This window comes from Burkholderia sp. Ac-20392 (genome assembly GCF_017104585.1).
GTDB classification, from domain to species: Bacteria; Pseudomonadota; Gammaproteobacteria; order Burkholderiales; family Burkholderiaceae; genus Burkholderia; species Burkholderia lata.
Genome location: NZ_JAAGPB010000124.1, coordinates 1 through 19,951, shown reverse-complemented (window position 1 = coordinate 19,951; position 19,951 = coordinate 1). Strand labels below are relative to the sequence as shown.

The following is a 19,951-nucleotide window of genomic DNA, read 5'->3' as shown; positions in this document are numbered from 1 at the left end:
CCCGCGCGGACGTCGTTGCGTCGGCGGCGCGCATCGTGGCGGGCGCGCTCACCGCGACGGCCTGAGCGTCCCGCGCCTCGCGCAAAGCCGTCGTTTGGCTTATCGTGTCGGACAACGCGCGCCGGGATCGGCGCGCGGTCCTTCCGCGCCGTTTTTCCGATTGCCTTCTTCATGCGCCGACTTCCGCCCCTGCACGCGCTGCAGATCTTCTCGACGGTGGCTCGCCACCGCAGCTTCACGCGCGCGGCCGAGCAGCTGTGCATCACGCAGGGCGCGGTCAGCCGGCAGATCCAGACGCTCGAGGCGCACTACGGTTTCCCGTTGTTCAAGCGGCATGCGAAGGGCCTCACGCTGACGGCGGAGGGCGAGCAGTTGCTGCCGGTCGTCAACGAGAGCTTCGCGCGGATCGAAGATATTTCGATGAGGCTCACGCGGCAGCGCACCGACCTCGCGCTGAAGGTGCCGACCTGCGTGATGCGCTGGATGCTGCCGCGCATCATGCGCTTCCAGGGCGAGCATCCCGATCTCCATGTGCAGATCACGACCGCGTGGCAGCACGTCGTCGATTTCTCGACCGAGCCGTTCGATGCTGCGGTTGTCTACGGCACGTCGCCGGGCGCAGGGGTATTCGCGCTGCCGCTGTTCGACGAGCGGCTGACGCCCGTCTGCGCGCCCGAATTGCGGCAGACGTCGCCGCTCGATACGGTCGGCGATCTCGCGCGTCATACGTTGCTGCACCCGACCCGTGACCATCGCGACTGGCGCGCGTGGCTCGATCATGCAGGCGAGCGCAGCGTCGATCCCGCGCGCGGGCCGACGTTCGACACGCTCGATCTCGCGACGAATGCGGCGATGCAGGGCTTCGGCGTCGCGATCGGCGACGTGACGCTCGTCGACGACGACGTCAGCGCGCGCCGGCTCGAACGGCCGTTCGACATCGTGCTCGAAACGGGCGCGCGCTATTTCTTCGTCTATCCCGAGAACATCGGCAACCAGCAGAAGATCCGCGCGTTCAGCGACTGGATCGCGCGCCATCGCGATTGACCGGCGAAGCGCGCGCGCCGGACCGGCGCGCGAAATCCGTTGAATACCGCGCCGGGGACGGCTTTACTGGTACGTCACGACGGCGATCATCGGCGCCTGATTGTTGCCGGGACGGTTCGGTAAAACGATTGCGCGCGAGGCCTGAGTAAAGGTCGTGGTCTTGATGGCCTGCTGGCTCGCTGCGTCGACGAACGCGATCTGGCCGGTGGCCGGGCGCGGGCAGTCGGGGCGGACGTGCCCGCGGGCGAGATCGGCCGTATCGAGCGCGAACGAGCAGGGCGGCTCGACGATCATGCCGGAGAAGTGGATGATGCCGGACGTGCCGGCGGCGAAGGACGAGGAAGTGGCCAGAAGCGAGGCAGCCAGGACGAACGAGGCGGCGATAGGGCGATGCTTCATGACAGGCTCCAGAGAGGAAGCGCGTCGCAGCGGGGCCGCTCGGGTGGCAGTCCGTCAACGCTGCGATGCTGTATGCGTAAACGGCAAAACGATCGGACCTCTTGAATGAAAAAATCGAAATAATGGCAATCAGCAAACGATTGCGCATTGCTTAAATCAATCTAGGCCGAATCTGCGCAACCGCAAGTCAGGGAAATGCCGGGTGGCATAAGATCGAAGGACGAACGGTCGTCGTGACCGTTGTGTGGGCAACGGCCTTGCGCCGCCCGGAAAGCAAAACGGCCGCTCGGGATGAGCGGCCGTTTTGCGTTGGAGCCGAAGGTGCGTCGTTCAGTTCGTGCGCTTGCGGATCGCGCCGACGATCACGAGCAGCACGATCGCGCCGATGATCGATGCGATCCAGCCCGCGCCCTGGCCCGGTGCGTACCAGCCGGCGGCGCGGCCGACGTAGCCGGCGACCAGCGAGCCGACGATGCCGAGCACGGTGGTCATCAGGATGCCCATCTTGTCGTCGCCGGGCTTGAGCGCGCGGGCGAGGAGGCCGACGATGAGCCCGACGACCAGGGTTTCGATGAATTGCAGCATGAACGCCTCCCTATTGCGGTTGAGCTGTTGACGAAACGAAGTTGACCCGTGCGGCGCACAAGGGTTCCATGCGCGGCCGCGCGGCGCGTGGCGTGCCGAGTATCGCACGCCGGCGCGGCGCGCAAATGTCAGGCCGCCGGCGCACCCGCCACCGGGTCGAGACGACGGTAGCCTTCGGTCGCGTTCAGCAGCGTGCGCGTGTAGTCGCGTGCCACCTGCCCGGCGCGTACGTCCTCGATCCGCAGCAGCTCGACGATCTCGCCATGCTGCATCACCGCGACGCGCTGGCACAGGAAGCCGATCACCGCGAGGTTGTGGCTGACGAGGATCATCGTCAGGTTGCGTTCGCGATGCAGGCGGCGCAGCAGGTTCAGGATCTCGGCCTGCACCGACACGTCGAGTGCGGACGTCGGCTCGTCGAGCATCAGCACGCGCGGCTCGACGATCAGCGCGCGCGCGATCGCGACGCGCTGCCGCTGGCCGCCCGACAACTGGTGCGGGTAGCGAAACCGGAACGCGGGGCCGAGGCCGACCTCGGACAGTGCGCGGGCGATACGCGCATCGGTGTCGCCCATGCCGTGGATCGACAGCGGCTCGCGCAGCGTCTGGTCGACCGTGAAGCGCGGATGCAGCGACGCGTACGGATCCTGGAACACCATCTGCACCTGACGCCGAAAGGCACGATCGGGCGTGCCGCCCACCGGCCGCCCGTCGATCGACAGGTTGCCGGACGCGAGCGGCACGAGGCCCGTCAGCGCACGCAGCAGCGTCGACTTGCCGGAACCCGATTCGCCGACGAGCCCGAACACCTCGCCGTCGCGCACCGCGAAGCTCGCGTCGCGCACGGCGTCGACGTGACCCGTGCGGGTCGGGAAACGGATCGATGCGTGATCGACGTCGATCATCGTGCGGCCTCCTGTCGATCGGCGGGCGTGCCGGCGTGCGACGCAGGCTCGAGCCACGCCGGATCGCGCCGCAGCACGGGCAGTTCGTCCGGCGGGTTCGCGAGCGGCGGGTTCGCCGCGAGCAGCCCGCGCGTATAGGGATGGGATGCGTCGCGCAGGTCGCGCGCGGCGCAGGTTTCGACCACGCGGCCCGCGTACATCACCGCGACGCGATCGCAGAACGACATCACGAGCGGCAGGTCGTGGCTGATGAACATCAGGCCCGTGTCGTGTCGCGCGATCATCGCGTCGAGCACCGCGAGCACCTGCATCGATACGGCGACGTCGAGTGCGGAGGTCGGCTCGTCGGCGATCAGCAGGCGCGGGCCGGTCGACACCATCATCGCGATCATCACGCGCTGGCCCATGCCGCCCGACAGCTCGTGCGGGTACGCATCGGCGACGCGCGCCGGGTCGCGGATCTGCACGGCAGACAGCGCCTCGACGATCCGCTCGCGCAGCGCGCGGCCGCGCAGGCCCGGCTCGTGCAGCCGGAACGCTTCGCCCATCTGCTTCGCGACCGTCATCACCGGGTTCAGCGAGTATTTCGGGTCCTGCAGGATCATGCCCATCTGGCTGCCGCACAACCGCCGGCGTTCGCCCGGCGACATCGCGAGCAGGTCGTGGCCCGCGAAGCGCATCGTGCGTGCCGACCAGCGCGCGGCGTCGGGCAGCAGGCCGAGCAGCGCGCGGCCCGTCAGCGACTTGCCGGAGCCCGATTCGCCTACGATGCCGAGCCGTTCGCCGGGCGCAAGCGTCAGCGACAGGTCGCGCACCGCATCGGTGACGGTGCCGTCGTGGCCGCGAAAGCCGATCTTCAGGCCGTCGATCTCGCAGAGCGGCGCGGGCGAGGGGGCGGGATTCATCGGCATGTCACGCTCCATGGCGGGGATCGAAGACGTCGCGCAGCCCGTCGCCGAGCAGGTTGAACGCGAGGCTCACGAGCAGGATCGCGCAGCCGGGCAGCGTGGCGACCCACCACGCGTCGAGCAGCACGTTGCGGCCCGACGCGACCATGAAGCCCCACTCGGGGCTCGGCGGTTGCGCGCCGAGGCCGAGGAAGCCGAGGCCCGCGACGGTCAGGATGATGCCGGCCATGTCGAGCGTTGCGCGCACGATCACCGACGACATGCACAGCGGCATGATGTAGCGCAGCAGGATGCGCGGGCCCGACGCGCCCTGCAGGCGTGCGGCGTGGATGAAGTCGGCCTGCGCGATGCGGATCGTCTCCGCGCGCGCGAGCCGCGCATACGCGGGCCACGCGGTGATCGAGATCGCGACGACCGCGTTGATCACGCCGGGCCCGAGCGCGGCGGCGAACGCGAGTGCGAGCACGATCTTCGGGAACGCGAGCGCGATGTCGGTGATGCGCATCAGCACGCTGTCGACGAAGCCGCCGCAATAGCCGGCCGTCGTGCCGATCAGCAGGCCGATCGGCACGACGATCACGACGACGAGGATGGCGATGCCGAGCGTGAGGCGCGAACCGGCGATCAGCCGCGAAAGGATGTCGCGGCCGAGCTGATCGGTGCCGAGCCAGTGCGACGGCGAGCCGGGCGGCAGCAGCCGGTCGGACAGCACCTGGCGCAGCGGATCGTGCGGCATGATCAGCGGGCCGACGATCGCGACCACGATCAGTGCGACGAGGATCGCGAGCCCGAACAGGTTGAGCGGGTTGGTGGCGAACCGGCGCCAGCGTCGGTACGCGAGGCCGAGTGCGGCCTGCGAGCGCGACGCGGGCGCGTCGGAGAGAAGCCACGCACGCAGCGTGAGGCGCTCGGCGTTCATGAATGGACGACCTTCGGCATGGGCGATGAAAGAAGCAGGGTGGAAGCGGTCATGTCGGGCCGGCCCTCAGCGCGCACGCGGATCGAACACGCGATACAGCGCGTCGGTCAGCAGGTTGACGGTGATGAACATCGCGCCGATCACGAGCGTCGCGCCGAGCACCGCGTTCATGTCGGCGTTCAGCAGCGCGCCGGTCAGGTACGAGCCGAGCCCCGGCCACGCGAACACGATCTCGGTCAGCACCGAGCCTTCGAGCAGGTTGCTGTACGTGAGCGCGATCACGGTGAGCAGCGGCACCATGATGTTGCCGAACGCGTGCCGCCAGATCACGCGTCGTTCCGACAGGCCCTTCGCGCGCGCGGTGACGATGTATTCCTGGCTCAACTGGTCGAGCATGAACGAGCGCGTCATGCGGCTCAGGTACGCGACGGAGTAGTAGCCGAGGATCGCGGCCGGCAGTGCGATGTGCGACACCGCGTTGCGGAACACGTCCCACTCGCCCGCGAGCGCTGCGTCGATCAGCAGGCTGCCCGTGCGCGTGTCGACCATCCCGTCGTACACGGGATCGAGCCGGCCGGGCCCGCCGACCCAGTGCAGCCGCGCGTAGAACAGCAGCAGCCCCATCAGCCCGAGCCAGAACACCGGCACCGAATTGCCGATCAGGCCGACGAAGCGCGCGATGTGGTCGATCGGCCGGTTGTGCTTCACGGCGGCTGCGACGCCGAGCGGTACGCCGATCGCGATGCCGATCAGCGTCGCGATCGTCGCCAGTTCGAGCGTGGCCGGGAACACGCGCTTGATGTCGTCGAGCACGGGGTTCGCGGTCAGCAGCGACATGCCGAGATTGCCGTGCAGCACGTCGCGCGCATAGATCAGGAATTGCGTGACGAGCGGCTTGTCGAGGCCGAGCGCGATGCGTTCGGCCGCGTACGCCTCGGCCGATGCGCGATCGCCGAGGATCGCGAGCACGGGATCGATCGGCACCTTGCGGCCGATCACGAACGTCAGCGCGAGCAGCCCCGCGAACGTGACGGCGAGCGTGAGCGCCCAGCGCAGCACGCGCAGGGCCCAGCGTACGGCCGGGCGCCGCGCGGGCAGCGTGCGCAGTGCTTCGAGGGAGGAGGCGGGAGTCGACATGCGGCGAATCTTATTGCTTCTTCAGGTTGCGGTACGACACGAGATCGTTGATCGGCCCGACTTCGAGCCCGCTCACGCCGGGCCGCGTCGCGACCTGCGCGACTTTCTCGAACATGATCACGAACGGCGAACGCGCAAGCATTTCCTTCTGCATCGCCTGGTACCGTTGCGCGCGTTTCGCGGCGGTCGGCTCGGCGAGCGCGGTGTCGGTTTCCTTCGTCAGTTGCGGAATGTCCCAACTGTTGCGCCAGGCGAGCATTTTATAGCTCGACTTGTCGGAATTGTCCGGATTCCACGCAAAACCCTGCGCGTTGCTGTGCGGATCGATGTAATCGGCCGACCATTCGCCGATGTAGATGTCGTGCTGGCGCGCGCGGTATTTCGCGAGCGTCTGCTTGTTGTCGCCGGGGATCAGCTGCACCTTGATGCCGGCCTGCGCGAAGTTCGCCTGCACGGCCTGCGCGATTTCGGTGTACGGATAGTCGTTGCGCACGTCCATCGTCACCGAAAAGCCGTTCGGCACGCCGGCTTTCGCGAGCAGCGCCTTCGCCTTCGCGACGTCCAGCTTGTACGGGTTCGCGTTCAGCGTGCCGAGGAAGCCTTCGGGCAGGAAGGTCTGGTGCACCTTGTAGGTCGTCTTCACCACGTTGCCCTGGATCCCCGCATAGTCGACCAGCCACTTCAGCGCTTCCTGCACGTCGGGTTTCGCGAGCGTCGGGTTCTTCGTGTTCAGGCCGAGATACAGCAGCGTCGCCTGCGGCGAGGCCGACACCTTCGCCTTGCCGGATTTCACGACCGACGCCAGATCGTCGGGGCTCAGGTCGCGCGCCGCATCGACGTCGCCGTTCTCCAGCAGCAGGCGCTGGCTCGCGGCTTCGGGCACGTGGCGCAGCACGATGCGCTTCATCGCGAGCGGCAGCCGGTAGCCGTCGAAACGTTGCAGCACGAGGCTGTCGCCGGCCGTCCATTTCACGAGCTTGTAGCCGCCGGAGCCGGCCTCGTTGGTCTTCAGCCATGCGTTGCCGAAGTCGTTGCCCTGCTGGTGCGACAGCAGCAGCTTCTTGTCGACCACCGATGCGGGCCACGAGCCGAGCACGTTCAGCACGAAGGTCGGCGCGTACTTCTGGTCGGTCGTGACCGATACCGTCAGGTCGTCGAGCTTCTTCACGTTGGCGACGACGTTCGCCTTCGTGAGCCCGATGCCGGTCAGCACGGCGGCCGGGCCCTTGTCGAGCAGCACCGCGCGCTGGATCGACCACGCGACGTCGTCGGCCGTCAGCGGGTTGCCCGAGTGGAACTTGAGGCCGGGCCGCAGCTTGAACGTGTAGGTCAGCCCGTCGGTGCTCACCGTCCACGACTGCGCAACGTCGCCGTTGAATTTCGACGGATCGCGCAGGTCGACGCGCACGAGCCGGTCGTACGTATTCGCGACGTATTCCTCCGGCACCAGCTCGTAGATCTCGCCCGGGTCGAGCGTCGTGAATTCGTCGAGCAGCGTGGCCATCACGAACATGTCCTTCGGCGTTTCCGCGCGCGCGGCGGAAAGCGGAACGGCGGCGAGAACGGACGCGGCGGCCAGCGCCGCGACGAGCCGGGATGTCAGCAATTTCATGTGCGCTCCATGTGTCGTTGAAGTCGTTGAAGGCGTCGAACGTGAACGGTGAAGGGACTGCATGTGGCCATCACATCAGGTGCCACGGGCCGCTGTCGGCATTGTCGATCTGCGGCAGCGCGTGCGAGCCCGGCAATTCGTAGTGCCACCACTCGCTGTCGATGTGCGCGAAGCCGGCCGCGTGCATCACGCCGAGCAACAGCAGGCGATTGCGCTGCACGGCTCCGGGCAGCCCCGCGTGGAAGTGGCCGGAGGCCGCGACCATCTCGTCGAAGCCGGTGCCCATGTCGAGCGGCTCGCCGTCCGCGCCGACAAGCGTCAGGTCGAGCGCGGTGCCGCGGCTGTGATTCGAGCCGCGGCCGAGATCGGCGATGAAGTTCGGATCGGGCAGGAAATCCCACAGCACTTGTTGTGCCTGCGGCGGCCGGTACGCGTCGTAGATGCGCAGCGTGAAGCCGGCCTGCGCCGCGACGTTCACCGCGCGGCGCAGTGCGGCTTCGGCCGGTTCCAGCAGCAGGCAGTGCGCGTGGCGGTAGATCGGCTTGCCGGTCAGGTTGCGATCGGTCGCGTAGACGAGATCGATGTCGACGCGATGCGTGGCGGGCGTGATTTCAACGAGGCGGTGAGCGTTCATCGGCGGTTCGGAGGGCACTCGCATTCAGGATTCGAATTGATCGAACGTGTGCTGCAGTTCGCGATTGCGCGCGACGCGCCGGTCGATCGCGGGGCCGAGGCGGTCGACCACGGCCGTGATCAGCAGGTTGAACAGGCAGGTGAGCGGCGCGAGCGAGTCCCAGAACTGGCCGACGTCGGTTTTCACCTGCAGCAGGTCGGCCGGCCAGTCGCGCGCCCACGGGCACGACAGATCGGTGACCAGCGCGAACGGCTGCCCGCGCTCGGCCGCCGCCTGGCAATAGCGGCGTGCGCTGCGCGAATAGGCGCGCGTATCGGTGACGATGCAGTACGGCCGCTCGAATTCCGAGTTCAGCGAATCGACGTACGAACCCGACTGGCCGTCCGAATAGAACACGCGCGGCCGCAGGTATTCGAGGTAGCTGCTGAACGCGTTGCTGATCCCGCGCGTCGACTGGATGCCGAGGATGAACACGGCGTCCGCCTGCGCGATCCGGTCGGCCACCTGCGCGAACACCGGGCCTTCGGCGAGCCGGTACACGTGGCGGATCGCATCGAGCTCGCGCTCGAGCGACGACGCGAGCGGGCCCTCGCTGCCGTTGCCGTCCGGTTCGGCCGGTTGCGTGCCGGCGACGCGGCGGTATTCGTCGAGCCGGTCGGTGATCATCCACGGGCGGTCGCCGCCGCCGCGCAGCTCGCGCTTCAGGTCGTCGAGGTTGCGATAGCCGACGCTGCGCAGGAAGCGCCCGACCGAGATGCCGCTGGTGCCGGCCTGCTGCGCGATCTGGTCGGCCGTCTCGAGTCCGAGCCGGTCGAGGTTCGCGAGCATGTAGCTCGCGATGCGCTTGGCGGTCGGCGTCAGCTCGGCATAGCGGGATTCGACGGTATGAGCGAACGCGCAGGTCATCGACTGTTAGATCGTTGTCGTCTGATGATCGAATGTCATCCATCTAACAAAGCCAAAATCATTCGCGCCAGCGGATAAAAACTATGGTGTGAGGATAGGTGATAGGGTCGAAAGCTGGCTGGGTGGCGGGGAGGGGCGTGAGCAGGGCAGTAGATTATTCCTAAGAGACATATTTTACATTTATTCCTGTCAGGAATAATTTGCGTTTATGCCTGACAGGAATATACTGCGTTTATTGTCTCCAGGAATCCACACCGTGAATTTCATCGTCAACACGCCCGCGCAACTGGGCGAGATTCTGTCGTCGGCGCGTCAGGCCAAGGGCCTGACGCAGGCCGAAGCAGCGATGCGGATCGGCGTGGGCCAGTCGCGCCTGTCGTTGCTCGAATCCACGCGTACCGAAAGCCTGTCGCTCAGCCAGTTGCTCGAACTGACCGCGTTGTACGGTCTCGAGCTCAGCATCCGCACGAAGGACGGGCGCGGCTCCGCCGACGTCGAGTGGTAAGCGATGGGACGCAAATCGCATACTCGCGCATTGTCGATCTGGGCGAATGGCCAGAGGGTCGGCACCTGGCGGATTCCCGCGCGCGGCGACATGGAACTGCTGTACGACACGGGCTGGAAGCAGTCGACCGTCGGCCGCCCGTTGTCGCTGTCGTTGCCATTTGGTGTCGGCGACGCGCCGCTGCGCGGCGAACGCATCAATCACTACTTCGACAACCTGCTTCCGGACAGCGACGTCATCCGGCGCCGATTGGCCGCAAGGTTCGGCACAGCGACGACCGAGCCGTTCGACCTTCTCGCCGCGCTCGGTCGTGACTGCGTCGGGGCGGTGCAATTGCTCGGCGAAGACGACGTGCCGACCGGCCTGGATCGTATCGACGGTATGCCGTTGTCGGACGACGACGTTGCACGTGTGCTCGACCAGGCCAGCGGTGTGGTGGTCGCGGCCGGAGACGACGATTTCCGGCTGTCGCTGGCCGGTGCCCAGGAAAAGACCGCGCTGCTGTTTCACGACGGGCGATGGATGCGCCCGCATGGCGCGACGCCGACGACGCATATTCTCAAGTTGCCGCTCGGCCTGGTTGGCAACAAGCGGGCCGACCTCACGGCTTCAGTCGAGAACGAGTGGCTGTGCCTTGCGATCCTGCGCGCTTACGGCCTGCCTGCCGCGAATGCGGAAATCGTGCATTTCGGCGCGCACAAGGCGTTGTCGGTCGAGCGTTTCGATCGTGCGTTGCATCGTGACGGCGGATGGCTGTTGCGCTTGCCGCAGGAGGACTTCTGCCAGGCGCTCGGCGTGCCGCCACACCTGAAGTACGAGTCGCACGGCGGCCCCGGCGTGCCCGACCTGGCAGGCCTCCTGCGCCGTTCGGAAACGGCGCGGGACGATCTCGACACGCTGTTCGCGGCGCTGATCGTGTTCTGGATGCTCGCGGCGCCGGACGGGCATGCGAAGAATTTCAGCTTGCGCCTGCTGCCGGGCGGCCGTTTCTGTCTCACGCCGCTCTACGACGTGATGTCGATCTGGCCAGTCGAAGGCGACGGCGCGAACCAATGGTCGTGGCACAAGGCGAAGCTGGCGATGGCCGTGCACGGAAAGCACAAGCACTACGCGATGCGCGACATTACGCGACGGCACTTCAGCGCGATGGCCGAACACTGTCTGCTCGGTGATATCGCGACGCCGATCGTCGAACGGCTCGTCGCCATGACGCCGCAGGTGATCGAATCTGTCGGTGCGGCGCTGCCCGCCGGTTTTCCGACGCGGGTCGCGGAACGCATTCTGGGCGGGTTGCAGTTCGCCGCGCAACGGCTCGACGAAATGCCGCGAGAATGAAGCCGGGTTACCCGGCGTTCGTCGTATCCGCATTCGTACGCTTTCGTCCGGATGATCAGTGATGCATAGCGATTGCGCTACATCGCGATCGTGCGTGACACACATCAACCTCTTCCTGTCGCCATTCCTGGCATCGCCGCCGCGCCCGGTCGCATTTCCACCTTCACTCGCCCCGACCGATCCATCGGCATCGATCGCCTGCACCCCGCACCCCACGGCGCCTCAATAATTACAAAATTAAAGCGAATCAGATTAACTCATTAATTCAGGTTAATAATTCATTTAAGTTTTAATGAAAACTGGATTTAACTTGCGTCACGGGATGTTCGATTTTCGATAATCCGAAAAACGGCATGTGTTCCGTAATGGAAATTCACTCAATCGCAGGCATGAAGAGGAAACCATGACGAATCTTTCTCGACGCAAGATGCTGGCGGGAACGGCCGGCGCCATTGCCGCCGCGGGTATCGCGGTATCGGCCAAGGCTGCCTCGTTCGGCAATCCGGACCGCCCGCCGGAGGGCGCGGTGAATGTGCGCAACCGCCAGAGCCTGACCGACCCGGGGCCTAAAAACCCGGTAATCGCAAATCAATTCCCGTCCTTTCAGGATCCGCCGGCCACCGATATCAACGGCATGCCGTTATTCTGGGCCTCGTTCAATAATGCGCATAAACGCATTCAAAATGGCGGATGGGCGCGTGAGGTCACGCAGGACGATTTTGCGATTTCCGAAACCATTTCCGGCGTCAACATGCGCCTCACGCGTGGCGGCATTCGCGAGATGCACTGGCACCAGCAGGCCGAGTGGGCCATCATGCTCGACGGCCGCTGCCGGATCACGGTGCTGGACGAACTTGGCCGGCCCTCGGTGCAGGACGTGAAAACCGGCGATCTCTGGTATTTCCCGCCCGGCCTGCCGCATTCGCTGCAGGGCCTCGGCACCGACGGCGCCGAATTCCTGCTCGCGTTCGATAACGGTCGTGCGTCCGAATTCAACACGCTGCTGCTGACCGACTGGATCGCGCACACGCCGCCCGACGTGCTCGCGCTCAACTTCGGCGTGTCGGCCGACGCGTTCAAGAACATCCCGCTCGACAACCTGTGGATCTTCCAGGGCGACGAACCGGGCCCGCTCGCGGAAGCACAGCGCGCGTCGGCGTCGTCGGCCGGGGCGCCGCCGCATCCGTTCATCTTCTCGCTCGGCGACATGAAGCCGGTCAGGAAGACCCGCGGCGGCGAAGTGCGCATCGCGGACAGCACGAACTTCAACGTGTCGACCACCGTCGCGGCGGCGCTCGTCACCGTGCATCCGGGCGGCATGCGCGAGCTGCACTGGCACCCGAACGCGGACGAATGGCAGTACTACCTGCAGGGCGACGCACGGATGACCGTGTTCGACACGGGGCCGAAAGCGCAGACGGCCGACTTCCGCGCGGGCGACGTCGGCTACGTGAAGAAGAGTCTCGGGCATTACGTGCAGAACACCGGCAGCACCGACCTGGTGTTCCTCGAGATCTTCAAGACCGACCGCTATGCGGAAGTGTCGCTGTCCGACTGGCTCGCGCATACGCCGCCGCAGCTCGTCGAAGCGCACCTGAACGTCGCGCCGGACGTGATCGCTCAGTTTCCGCGCAACCGTCCCGACGTCGTGCCGCTGTAACGCCGCCGCCGTGGCCGGCAGGCGGCATGCCGGCCACGGCGCCCGACCTTCAGGAAGCCTTCCTCATTCGAACGGAACCTCACCATGATTCCCGTCACGAGCAAACCTGCCGGCGGCTTCGCGCTGCCGGGATTGTCCACCGCGCATACCGACGGCGCTGCGCGCGCCGCACTGGAAGGGCGCCGCACCGGCGTCGCCGCGCTGCTGCCGTTCGTCGGTCCGGCCGTGATCGCGTCGATCGGCTACATGGACCCCGGCAACTTCGCGACCAACATCCAGGCCGGCGCCGCGTACGGCTACCGGCTGCTGTGGGTCGTGCTGGCCGCGAACGCGATCGCGATGCTGTTCCAGGCGATGTCGGCGAAGCTCGGCATCGTGACCGGCCGCAATCTCGCGGAGCTGTGTCGCGATCGCTTTCCCGCGCCGGTCGTATGGGGCATGTGGGTCGCGTCCGAGATCGCCGCGATGGCGACCGACCTCGCCGAATTCCTCGGCGGCGCGCTCGCATTCGGGCTGTTGTGCCACCTGTCGCTGTTCACGGGGATGATCGCGACGGCGCTCGCGACCTGCGCGATCCTCGCGCTCGAAAAGCGCGGGTTCCGGCCGCTGGAGGCCGCGATCGCCGCGCTGGTCGGCGTGATCGGCGCGTGCTATCTCGGCGAACTGCTGATCGCGCCGCAGGACTGGCCCGCGGCCGCGTTCCATCTGGTCGTCCCGCAGATTCCGGATCATGCGGCACTGACGATCGCGGTCGGGATCATCGGCGCGACGATCATGCCGCACACGCTGTATCTGCATTCGGGGCTCACGCAGGATCGCACCGCGCCGCGCGACGATGCGGAGCGGCGGCGGCTCGTGCGCTTCTCGAACCGCGAGGTCGTCGTCGCGCTCGGGCTGGCCGGGTTCGTGAATCTCGCGATGGTGATGATGGCGTCGTCGGCGTTTCACGCGCGCGCGCCGGGCCTGACCGACATCGGCGACGCGTATCACACGCTGGTCCCGGTGCTCGGGCCGGCGGCCGGCGCGCTGTTTCTCGTCGCGCTGCTGACGTCGGGCGTGTCGAGTTCGGTGGTCGGCACGATGGCCGGGCAGGTCGTGATGCAGGGCTTCATCCACCGCCGCATGCCGGTCTGGGTACGGCGCGCGGTGACGATCGTGCCTGCGTTCGCGGTGGTCGCGCTCGGCTGCGACGTCACGCGTGCGATGGTCGCGAGCCAGGTCGTGCTGAGTTTCGTGCTGCCGCTGCCGATGATTGCGCTGCTGATGCTGTCGGCGCGCGCGGACGTGATGGGCGCCTACGCGATGCGGCTGCCGCTGCGGATCGTCGCCGGGGCGGCGACGGTCGTGATCGTCGGGTTGAATGCGTACCTGGTGTGGGCGGCCTTCAATTGAACGGCAGCGGGCCGGCGCCTACTGCTGCATGTCCGGCGCCTCGCGCAGCCGCCAGATCACGTTGCATTGCTGGCCGCCGAGGCTCGTCGAGCGCAGCGTGATCACGGTGCCGGCCACGATCTGATACGAGAAATGCGCCATCAGTTCGGTGCCCTTGCGCTGAGGCTGTCCGTCGACCAGCACTTCGCACAGCAGCGGCGACGGCGAGCCGGACGGATGGGTGACGTAGACATTCAGCCGCGCGATGTCGCGGGTCGCGGTGAACACGACTTCGTGGTTCCCGCTGCCGATCAGCATCGTGCCGCCGGGTTCGTCGATCGCCTGCAGGTACGCGCCCGCGCTGCCCTCGATCGCGGCGGCCGCGACGGTCAGCCCGGCCGAGCGCACGTAGTCGGTCGCGGCGATGCGCGCGGCAACCGCGTCGGATTGCGCCGGCGTGCCGGCCGACAGCGCGAACGGCACGCCGTCGCGCAGCGCGGCGTCGACGTGGTTCGCGTAGTAGCGCCACCGGTCGAGGAAACGGATATCGCCGGTCATGTGCAGCGCGCGGATCGGCTCGCCGTGGTACCGGAGCGTCGTCGTGCCGCTGCCTGCATCGAATGCTTCGTGAATGCCGTACTTGCTGACGAAGTTCTGGACCGGATCGAGCAGTGCCGTTTCGCCCTGTGCGCTCCACAGGTGCAGGAACGTCGTATCGATCCCGAAGCATTCCTGGAAATCGGTGCCGATGCGGGCGATGCAGTCGCGCAGGTGATCCGCGTAGCGTGCCCACGCGTCGGCGGTCCCGGCAACGAGCCCGGCCTGCAATGCGCCGCCGTGGCGCGCGGAGACTTCGTCGACGACGAGACGCCAGTGATGGTCGCGCCGCTCGCCGATCAGCGGCGTGACGACGAACGTGCAGAACAGCGGGTCGGGGCACGCGTGGATCCGGTCGTCGCCGATCTGCGAGAACAGGTCGAACCCCGGCGCGCAGAACCAGATGTCGGCGTCGTACAGCGCGAGCTTGCGGATCTGCGGGTTGCGGGCGCAATACTCGGCGGCCTCGATGAAGCGGCCGACCGGCAGCGCATACGCGCCCGACGCTTCGATCACGTCGACCGACTGGCTCGCCAGGATCTGCCGCTTGCGTTCGGAGAGGCCGTAGCCGATCACCGCGATCCGGCCGTCGTAGCCGGTGTGCCGCAGCGACAGCAGGAACGGCACGAGCATTTCGTACCAGGCGCGATTGTTGTCGTTGATCGCCACGCAGACCGCGTGCTCGCTCGAATGCATGTTCTTTCCCCGTTACGTGTGCCCGGCTCAGTAGCCGACGTGGCGCTCGCAGACGATCGCGCCGCAGCCGCGGCTGTCGTGATACGTAATATGAAACTGCTTGTTGTCCCACAGCCATTGGAACACGGCCTGGTACACGCCGGCCGTGGTCATGTCGTGCAGCACGATCTTCTTGCGTGCCAGCGGGCCGAAGCGGTTCAGTTCGGCGAGCGTCTGCTCGTACGTATGCGTGGTGTCGATGAACAGCAGGTCGGATGCCAGCGGCTCCATCGTCAGATCGTCGGCGATCCTGAATTCGAAGTCGACCGACAGGTCTTGCGCGGCCTGCTCCAGTTCGCGCCGGATGTGGAAGTACTCGTCGGAGATGTCGACCGACACGAGGCGCTTCGGTTGCGCGAGCATGAAGGCCGTCGTGGTCAGCCCGGTAAACACGCCGAGCTCGAGGATGGTGTCGCACCCGATCGCCGTTTCCGTATAGAAGTCGAAACGGGAAGGGCTGTCGCCGAGCCAGCCGATCGGTTCGATCTTGTACTGCAGGAATTCCATTCTCAGTTGTTGTAGCGTGCGCATCCTGTTTTCCTTCGCGAAGCGAATTCGGTGGTGGGTGCCATCGCCGGGATCAGCCGGCCCCCGCGGCGTCGGCCATTGTAGATCGCGGCTGCCGCGCGGCCTAGCGGCGGCGCGGCGGGTCGCGGCGATTACCCGCGCGCCGGCACGGCCGGCCGCGCGGGTCGTTCCGATTACTTCGCGAGCGTGCGGTACGACACGAGGTCGTTGATCGGCCCGATTTCCGGCCCGGTCACGCCGGGGCGCGTCGCGACCTGCACGACCTTCTCGAACATGATGATGAACGGCGAGTTCGCGAGCACGGCCTTCTGCAGCGCTTCGTAGCGCTGCGCGCGCTTCGCGGGCGACGGCTCGACGAGCGCGGCCTCGGTGTCCTTCGTCAGTTGCGGAATGTCCCAGCTGTTGCGCCACGCGAGCATCTTCGTCGGCGACTGGTCGGAGTTGTCCGGATTCCACGCGAAGCCGCGCGCATTGCTGTTCGGGTCCATGTAGTCGGGCGACCATTCGCCGATGAAGATGTCGTGCTGGCGCGCGCGGTACTTGCCGATCGCCTGCTTCGCATCACCCGGAATCAGCTTCACGCGGATGCCGCCCTGCGCGAAGTTCGCCTGCAGCGCCTGCGCGATCTCGAGGTACGGATAGTCGTTCGGCATGTCCATCGTCACGTCGAAGCCGTTCGGCAAGCCGGCCTTCGCGAGCAGCGCCTTCGCCTTCGCGACGTCCTGCTTGTACGGCCGCGCGTTCGACGTGCCGAGGAAGCCTTCGGGCAGGAAGGTCTGATGCACCTTGTAGGTCGTGCTGACGATGTTGCGCTGGATGCCGTCGTAGTCGACGAGCCATTTCATCGCCTGCTGCACCTCGGGTTTCGCGAGGTTCGGGTTCTTCGTGTTCAGGCTCAGGTAGAGCAGCGCGGACACCGGCCACGACGCGACCTTGATCTTGCCGGCCTTCGTCAGCGCGGCGAGGCTGTCGGGGCTCAGGTTGCGCGCGGCGTCGGCGTCGCCGTTCTCCAGCAGCAGCCGTTGCGCGGACGCTTCGGGCACGTGGCGCAGCACGACGCGCTTCATCGGGTACGGCGTGCGGTATTTCTCGAAGCGCTGCAGCACGATGGTCTCGTTGGGCGTCCACTTGACGAGCTGGTACGGGCCCGAGCCTGCGTCGTTGGTCCGCAGCCAGCCGCTGCCGAAATCGTTGCCCTGCTGGTGCGACAGCAGCAGCTTCTTGTCGAAAACCGATGCCGGGCACGCGCTCAGCACGTTGAGCACGAAGCTCGGCGCGTATTTGCGGTCGGTTTCGAGCACGACGGTCTGCGGATCGACCACGCGCACCTTCTGCATCACGTTCGCCTTCGTGAGGCCGAGATCGGCGAGCACGCCGGCCGGCCCCTTGTCGAGCAGGATGGTGCGCTGCAGCGACCACGCGACGTCGTCGGCGGTCAGCGGGTTGCCGGAATGGAACGTGAGGCCGGGGCGCAGCTTGAACGTGTAGGTCACGCCGTCGGCGCCGACCGTCCACGATTGCGCGATCTGCCCGTCGAAGCGCGTCGGGTCCTTCAGGTCGACGCGCACCAGACGTTCGTAGGTGTTCGCCACATACTCGGACGGCACCAGCTCGTAAATCCCGCTCGGGTCGAGGGTCGTGAATTCGCCGAGCTGCGTGGCGACGACGAAGATGCCGGACGGCGTGGCTGCCTGCGCCGGCAATGCCGGAACAAGCGCGACGAGCGCGGCGCTGACGAACAGGCGGGACAGCAGGTGCTTCATGCGGGCTCCGTGGAAAGGGAATCGTGGGTGCGATTCTCTCATCGACGGCTGCCCGGATGAAAATATTCGGCGTGCGCACCGGCGGGTCGGCGCGCAGCAGCGAGCCGGGCGGGCGCCCGGCATCGGCAGGTTCGGATCAGATCGCGCAGCGCGCGATCGCGAAGCGCATCGCTTCCTCGGCCGGCTCGTTGCCCGAGCCGCGCACGACCTTGATGACCGAGCCGTTGCCCGACGGCGTCAGCGTGACGAAGTACGAGTTCGAGCCGACGGCGATGTCGGTCACGCCGTTGTGCTGCGATTGCTCGGTGCCCGACAGGCGGCTGTCGAGGCAGTTGGCGATCGCGTAGGCCGGACGTTGCGACGACACGTAGATCATCGGCGCTGCGCCGGACGAAGCGGCCGAGTCGGACGAGGGAGCGGAACCGCAGGCGGCGAGCAGGGCGGCGGGAAGGAGCAGCAGGAATCGTTTCATGGTCGGTCGTCGTGTGTCTCGTATCGAGGCTGGGGCGCGGGGTAGGCGAAACGCGAAGCTTCGCGACGAAACCGCCCGGAATCGGGCCGTTTTTGACGGACGACGATGCGACAGGCGGCTGACGACGGAGTATACCCGCAGCATTGGAAGCCGTTGACGCGTTGAAACGATTCGATACACAACAAGCACCCGCTGCCGCGAGGCGGCAGCGGGCGTTTCAGGTGATGGCGAATGGCACTTGCCGGTGTTGTCGCTCTTATTGGCCGATCTGGTGGCTGACCGCATTTTCCTGCTGGTTCAGCACGTGCTTTTCGCTCTTGGTGATGTGGCTGTGATCCTGCCCAGCCATGTCCCGCTCTTCCTGGCGGATCTTGCGGTCGTCACGGTGCAGGCGCGCGGCCTGTGCGTGCGACATCTCGCCTTCCTTCACTTCGTGATGGATCCGGCGATTCTGGTTTGCGAGGCGCTGGTTGACCTCTTCGCGGCGCGGATGCGCCTGTTGCCAAGGCGTGTCGGCGAACGCGGTGCCGGTCAGCACCGACATCAGGGTGGCGGCAATCGCGAGATGGCGGGTAAGGGCTCGCATGGTGTTTTCTCCTGTCGTTGCGCGTCCGGATCGTGGGCGCTTGTCCAAAAAACGCGGAGGGGGCACCTGCTGTTGACGTTTCCGCCTGTATCGATTGCAAGTCTTTATTACGTGGGCGCGTGGCGGTGCGGGCCCCGGCGTGCGCGGCACGGGGCCCGATCGTCGCGCATGCGGATCAATGCGCGCCGGCCGCCGCCGCATCGGCATCGCCGCCGCCCGAGCGCGACGGCTTCGTGATCCAGATCAGCGGAATGATCGCGATGAAGATGATCGCCGACACGTAGAAGATGTCGTTCAGCCCCATCACGGCCGCCTGCGAATCGACCGATGCGTTGAAGAACGCGAGCGCCGAATCGGGGCCCAGGTGCAGCAGCGAACGCGTCGTGTCGACGTGCTGCGCGAAGGTCGGATTGGTGACGCTCGCCTGTTCGGTGAGCCGCGCGTGATGCAGGATCGTGCGATCGTTCCACGCGTTGCTGATCAGCGACGTGCCCACCGCGCCGCAGAACGTGCGGCCGAAATTCGACAGGCCGGCCGCGGCGGGGATCTTTTCCGGCGGCAGCCCGGACAGGATGATCGACGTCAGCGGCACGAAGAACATCGCCATCGGGACACCCTGCAGCAGCGTCGGCAAAATGAGATCCCAGCGCGACACGTCGGTGTAGAAGGTCGTGCGCATCATGAACACGACCGCGAAGCCGACGAACGCGAGCGTCGCGATGTAGCGCGGATCGGTGCGTGGCAGCAGGCGCCCCATGACCGGTGTGAGCAGGATCGCGAACACGCCGAGCGGCGCGGTGGCGAGCCCGGAATCGACCGCGCGGTAGCCGAGATAGCCCTGCATCCACTGCGGCAGCAGCACCAGCGTGCCGAAGAACATCCCGTACGCGACCGAGATCGCGATCGTGCCGCCCGCGAAATTGCGCTGCGTGAACAGGCGCAGGTCGACGATCGGGTTCGCCTCGTGCAGCTCCCACACGAGGAAGAACGCGAAGCCGATCAGTGCGACGACGCCGAGCGCGACCACGACGGGCGAGTTGAACCAGTCGAGATCCTTGCCCTTGTCGAGCATGATCTGCAGCGAGGCGACCCACAGCACGAGCAGCAGCAGGCCGACTTTGTCGATCGGCATGCGTTTCGTGGCCGATTCGCGATCGCGGAACACGATCCACGTGACGGCGGCCGCGAAGAATCCGACCGGGATGTTGATGTAGAAGATCCACGACCAGTTGTAGTCGTACGTGATCCAGCCGCCGAGCGACGGCCCCGCGATCGGGCCGACGAGCGCGGTCATCGACCACAGCGCCAGCGCGCTCGACGATTTCTGCCGCGGCCACGCGCCGAGCAGCA

At 66.6% G+C, this 19,951-nt stretch carries 20 protein-coding genes; 5 read left to right on the top strand and 15 right to left on the bottom strand.

All coding sequences use genetic code 11. From position 1 onward, the window contains the following. Nucleotides 1–171 precede the first annotated feature (171 nt). Nucleotides 172–1,044 carry a LysR substrate-binding domain-containing protein gene (locus G3N99_RS16080; RefSeq protein WP_174937482.1) on the top strand — a complete coding sequence of 291 codons (873 nt, stop codon included), beginning with the start codon at nucleotides 172–174 and terminating at the stop codon, nucleotides 1,042–1,044. A 63-nt stretch (nucleotides 1,045–1,107) separates the two neighbouring features. Here G3N99_RS16080 and G3N99_RS16075 read toward each other — a convergent pair whose 3' ends face one another. The 9 genes from G3N99_RS16075 to G3N99_RS16035 all read right to left on the bottom strand — a co-directional run bounded on the left by G3N99_RS16075 (nucleotide 1,108) and on the right by G3N99_RS16035 (nucleotide 9,049). Then, nucleotides 1,108–1,443, bottom strand: coding sequence for a type 1 fimbrial protein (locus G3N99_RS16075; protein ID WP_174937480.1), 336 nt, complete (start codon nucleotides 1,441–1,443; stop codon nucleotides 1,108–1,110). A gap of 330 nt (nucleotides 1,444–1,773) precedes the next feature. Next, nucleotides 1,774–2,028 (bottom strand): GlsB/YeaQ/YmgE family stress response membrane protein, encoded by a 255-nt coding sequence (locus G3N99_RS16070; RefSeq protein WP_174937478.1) that lies wholly within the window; start codon nucleotides 2,026–2,028, stop codon nucleotides 1,774–1,776. A gap of 128 nt (nucleotides 2,029–2,156) precedes the next feature. Continuing rightward, the gene (locus G3N99_RS16065; RefSeq protein WP_206122886.1) at nucleotides 2,157–2,933 is read right to left on the bottom strand and encodes an ABC transporter ATP-binding protein; all 777 of its coding nucleotides are present in this window, start codon (nucleotides 2,931–2,933) and stop codon (nucleotides 2,157–2,159) included. After that, nucleotides 2,930–3,844 carry an ABC transporter ATP-binding protein gene (locus G3N99_RS16060; protein ID WP_174942930.1) on the bottom strand — a complete coding sequence of 305 codons (915 nt, stop codon included), beginning with the start codon at nucleotides 3,842–3,844 and terminating at the stop codon, nucleotides 2,930–2,932. Before G3N99_RS16060 ends, G3N99_RS16065 begins: the two co-directional genes overlap by 4 nt. Nucleotide 3,845: 1 nt before the next feature. Then, a complete protein-coding gene (gene nikC / locus G3N99_RS16055) occupies nucleotides 3,846–4,760 on the bottom strand; it encodes a nickel transporter permease (protein ID WP_206122885.1) in 915 nt (304 codons plus the stop codon). 66 nt (nucleotides 4,761–4,826) lie between these two features. Continuing rightward, on the bottom strand, nucleotides 4,827–5,897 hold the full coding sequence (locus G3N99_RS16050; protein WP_046548070.1) for an ABC transporter permease: 1,071 nt from the start codon (nucleotides 5,895–5,897) through the stop codon (nucleotides 4,827–4,829). Between the two features lie 10 nt (nucleotides 5,898–5,907). After that, nucleotides 5,908–7,509 (bottom strand): ABC transporter substrate-binding protein, encoded by a 1,602-nt coding sequence (locus G3N99_RS16045; protein ID WP_206122884.1) that lies wholly within the window; start codon nucleotides 7,507–7,509, stop codon nucleotides 5,908–5,910. Nucleotides 7,510–7,579: 70 nt separating this feature from the next. Then, a complete protein-coding gene (ddpX, locus tag G3N99_RS16040) occupies nucleotides 7,580–8,143 on the bottom strand; it encodes a D-alanyl-D-alanine dipeptidase (RefSeq protein WP_206122883.1) in 564 nt (187 codons plus the stop codon). A gap of 24 nt (nucleotides 8,144–8,167) precedes the next feature. After that, a complete protein-coding gene (locus G3N99_RS16035; RefSeq protein ID WP_174937466.1) occupies nucleotides 8,168–9,049 on the bottom strand; it encodes a MurR/RpiR family transcriptional regulator in 882 nt (293 codons plus the stop codon). A gap of 256 nt (nucleotides 9,050–9,305) precedes the next feature. On the opposite strand from G3N99_RS16035, the gene G3N99_RS16030 reads away from it, so the two are divergent. From G3N99_RS16030 to G3N99_RS16015, 4 genes are all read left to right on the top strand, one after another. Next, nucleotides 9,306–9,554 carry a helix-turn-helix transcriptional regulator gene (locus tag G3N99_RS16030; RefSeq protein ID WP_089442206.1) on the top strand — a complete coding sequence of 83 codons (249 nt, stop codon included), beginning with the start codon at nucleotides 9,306–9,308 and terminating at the stop codon, nucleotides 9,552–9,554. Between the two features lie 3 nt (nucleotides 9,555–9,557). Further along, entirely contained in the window at nucleotides 9,558–10,889 is a 1,332-nt protein-coding gene (locus G3N99_RS16025; RefSeq protein ID WP_206122882.1) for a type II toxin-antitoxin system HipA family toxin, read from the top strand. Between the two features lie 403 nt (nucleotides 10,890–11,292). Next, entirely contained in the window at nucleotides 11,293–12,549 is a 1,257-nt protein-coding gene (locus G3N99_RS16020; RefSeq protein WP_206122881.1) for an oxalate decarboxylase family bicupin, read from the top strand. Nucleotides 12,550–12,633: 84 nt separating this feature from the next. Further along, nucleotides 12,634–13,941, top strand: coding sequence for an Nramp family divalent metal transporter (locus tag G3N99_RS16015; protein ID WP_206122880.1), 1,308 nt, complete (start codon nucleotides 12,634–12,636; stop codon nucleotides 13,939–13,941). Nucleotides 13,942–13,959: 18 nt separating this feature from the next. Here G3N99_RS16015 and G3N99_RS16010 read toward each other — a convergent pair whose 3' ends face one another. From G3N99_RS16010 to G3N99_RS15985, 6 genes are all read right to left on the bottom strand, one after another. Then, a complete protein-coding gene (locus G3N99_RS16010) occupies nucleotides 13,960–15,213 on the bottom strand; it encodes a hypothetical protein (RefSeq protein WP_206122879.1) in 1,254 nt (417 codons plus the stop codon). A 27-nt stretch (nucleotides 15,214–15,240) separates the two neighbouring features. Further along, on the bottom strand, nucleotides 15,241–15,783 hold the full coding sequence (locus G3N99_RS16005) for a class I SAM-dependent methyltransferase (protein WP_174942942.1): 543 nt from the start codon (nucleotides 15,781–15,783) through the stop codon (nucleotides 15,241–15,243). A gap of 170 nt (nucleotides 15,784–15,953) precedes the next feature. After that, nucleotides 15,954–17,543 carry an ABC transporter substrate-binding protein gene (locus G3N99_RS16000; RefSeq protein ID WP_174937460.1) on the bottom strand — a complete coding sequence of 530 codons (1,590 nt, stop codon included), beginning with the start codon at nucleotides 17,541–17,543 and terminating at the stop codon, nucleotides 15,954–15,956. 136 nt (nucleotides 17,544–17,679) lie between these two features. Beyond that, the gene (locus G3N99_RS15995; protein WP_174937459.1) at nucleotides 17,680–18,015 is read right to left on the bottom strand and encodes a sugar ABC transporter ATPase; all 336 of its coding nucleotides are present in this window, start codon (nucleotides 18,013–18,015) and stop codon (nucleotides 17,680–17,682) included. 256 nt (nucleotides 18,016–18,271) lie between these two features. Beyond that, nucleotides 18,272–18,601 carry a hypothetical protein gene (locus G3N99_RS15990; RefSeq protein ID WP_011354865.1) on the bottom strand — a complete coding sequence of 110 codons (330 nt, stop codon included), beginning with the start codon at nucleotides 18,599–18,601 and terminating at the stop codon, nucleotides 18,272–18,274. Between the two features lie 175 nt (nucleotides 18,602–18,776). After that, a partial coding sequence (locus G3N99_RS15985) for a DHA2 family efflux MFS transporter permease subunit (protein WP_206122878.1) occupies nucleotides 18,777–19,951 on the bottom strand: 1,175 nt, incomplete at its 5' end.